This window comes from Bartonella sp. LB28NMGDW (assembly GCF_042194435.1).
Lineage (GTDB): Bacteria > Pseudomonadota > Alphaproteobacteria > Rhizobiales > Rhizobiaceae > Bartonella > Bartonella grahamii.
Genome location: NZ_JBHIMX010000029.1, coordinates 1 through 2,500 on the forward strand (window position 1 = coordinate 1; position 2,500 = coordinate 2,500).

Genomic DNA, 2,500 nt, shown 5'->3' on the forward strand with positions numbered 1-2,500 from the left:
AACGATAAGAGAATGACAGCAGATACAGAACCACCCTTACGTTTTTTTTCTGTCTGTTCCGATACACAAGTTAGCAAACCTGATAAAAACCAAGATTCTACTGCAATGGATACATAACTTCTACTACCAGCTACGGATGAACAAGAGCTTTTTTTCAAGTTACTTTGAGAGGCATCAGAGAATTTTTGAGAGGAATCTAGGTTAAGCGCTATTTTTTGCACTCTATTGTGAACAAACAGCAGCAAGTGGCATGTCTATATGGGGCATTGCATTTTTTAGAGAGGGAATATTTTCAAGCCACCCCATCCCCTTGTCATATTTTTATAGTTTTTTAGGCAGTTTGTACGTTTTATTCTTCTTCCATAGTGCTCTCGCAATTTCTAAAAAGCCCTAAGCCTATACAGCTAAAGGGGGAAGTTTGAGTGAAGGGTTATTCTATAACATTTTCGCTTACGTACATTTTTATATTTTCACGTTCTACTATGGTTGCAGAGTGATGTTTAGATGTGATTTGATTTTTATGGAAGTTATTAGTTTTGGAACATTGGTTGCGGGGGCAGGATTTGAACCTGCGGCCTTCAGGTTATGAGCCTGACGAGCTACCGGGCTGCTCCACCCCGCGTCACATATTTTAGAACAAGATTTTTTTATTGTCTACTCTGAGTATTGAGCATTGATCTGATTACATTTTTATTTTTGAATTGTTATCTATCATGCCTTTAGCAGACCTGGCGGCGACTTACTCTCCCGTGCCTTAAGGCAAAGTACCATCAGCGCTGGAGCGTTTCACGGCCGAGTTCGGGATGGGATCGGGTGCGTTCACTCCGCCATAACCACCAAGTCAGCAAAAAGCATGAATGATGAGAAGCTGGAAATTTTTATAATTTAAGAATGGATATAGGAAATGAGAACGATCAAGTCGATCGAACGATTAGTATCAGTAAGCTTCATGTGTTACCACACTTCCACACCTGACCTATCAACGTGGTGGTCTACCACGGTTCTCAGGGAATACTCGTTTTCAGGTGGGTTTCCCGCTTAGATGCCTTCAGCGGTTATCCCTTCCGTATATAGCTACCCTGCTATGCGGCTGGCGCCACAACAGGTCCACCAGAGATACGTCCATCCCGGTCCTCTCGTACTAGGGACAGATCCTGTCAATATTCCAACACCCACGGCAGATAGGGACCGAACTGTCTCACGACGTTCTGAACCCAACTCACGTACCGCTTTAAATGGCGAACAGCCATACCCTTGGGACCTGCTCCAGCCCCAGGATGCGATGAGTCGACATCGAGGTGCCAAACAACCCCGTCGATATGGACTCTTGGGGGTCATCAGCCTGTTATCCCCGGCGTACCTTTTATCCGTTGAGCGATGGCCCTTCCACACGGGACCACCGGATCACTATGACCGTCTTTCGACTCTGCTCGACTTGTCAGTCTCACAGTCAGGCAGGCTTATGCCATTGCACTCAACAAACGATTTCCGACCGTTTTGAGCCTACCATCGCGCGCCTCCGTTACTCTTTAGGAGGCGACCGCCCCAGTCAAACTACCCACCATACACGGTCCCGAATCCGGATAACGGACTGCGGTTAGACATCCATATCGGTAAGGGTGGTATTTCAAGGATGACTCCACAAAGGCTAGCGCCCCTGCTTCAAAGTCTACCACCTATCCTACACATACAGACACAAATGCCAGTGTAAAGCTATAGTAAAGGTGCACGGGGTCTTTCCGTCTAACCGCAGGAACCCCGCATCTTCACGGGGAATTCAATTTCACTGAGTCTACGTTGGAGACAGCGGGGAAGTCGTTACGCCATTCGTGCAGGTCGGAACTTACCCGACAAGGAATTTCGCTACCTTAGGACCGTTATAGTTACGGCCGCCGTTTACTGGGGCTTCAATTCAATGCTTGCACATCTCCTCTTAACCTTCCAGCACCGGGCAGGCGTCAGACCCTATACGTCGTCTTGCGACTTCGCAGAGCCCTGTGTTTTTGGTAAACAGTCGCTACCCCCTGGTCTGTGCCACCCTCTAACGGTTGCCCGCTAAAGGGTCACGCTTCTTCCGAAGTTACGCGTGCAATTTGCCGAGTTCCTTCAACGTAGTTCTCTCAAGCGCCTTAGTATTCTCTACCAGTCCACCTGTGTCGGTTTGGGGTACGGTCTATATGTGGGAGCTATTTCCTGGAACTGCTTCACTGCAAGATCAATCCAATAAGATCTTACAATATACGCAATCCGTCACTACCCACAGGTCCACGAATATTAACGTGGTTCCCATCGACTACGCCTTTCGGCCTCGCCTTAGGGGCCGACTCACCCTGCTCAGATTAACTTTAAGCAGGAACCCTTGGACTTTCGGCGAGGGAGTCTCTCACTCCCTTTATCGTTACTCATGTCAGCATTCTCACTTCCGATACCTCCAGGAGCTCTCACGAGTCTCCCTTCACAGGCTTACGGAACGCTCCGCTACCACTTACTCAATGAAGAG

At 48.0% G+C, this 2,500-nt stretch carries 1 tRNA gene and 2 rRNA genes (1 of these 3 cut by a window edge); all 3 read right to left on the bottom strand.

Going from position 1 to position 2,500, the window contains the following annotated elements:
* Window positions 1-545 precede the first annotated feature (545 nt).
* A tRNA-Met gene (locus ACFIKG_RS08230) sits at window positions 546-622 on the bottom strand.
* Window positions 623-726: 104 nt separating this feature from the next.
* Window positions 727-841: ribosomal RNA gene (gene rrf, locus ACFIKG_RS08235) — 5S ribosomal RNA — on the bottom strand.
* Window positions 842-910: 69 nt separating this feature from the next.
* Window positions 911-2,500 (bottom strand): 23S ribosomal RNA (locus ACFIKG_RS08240) (it continues 1,225 nt past the right edge of the window).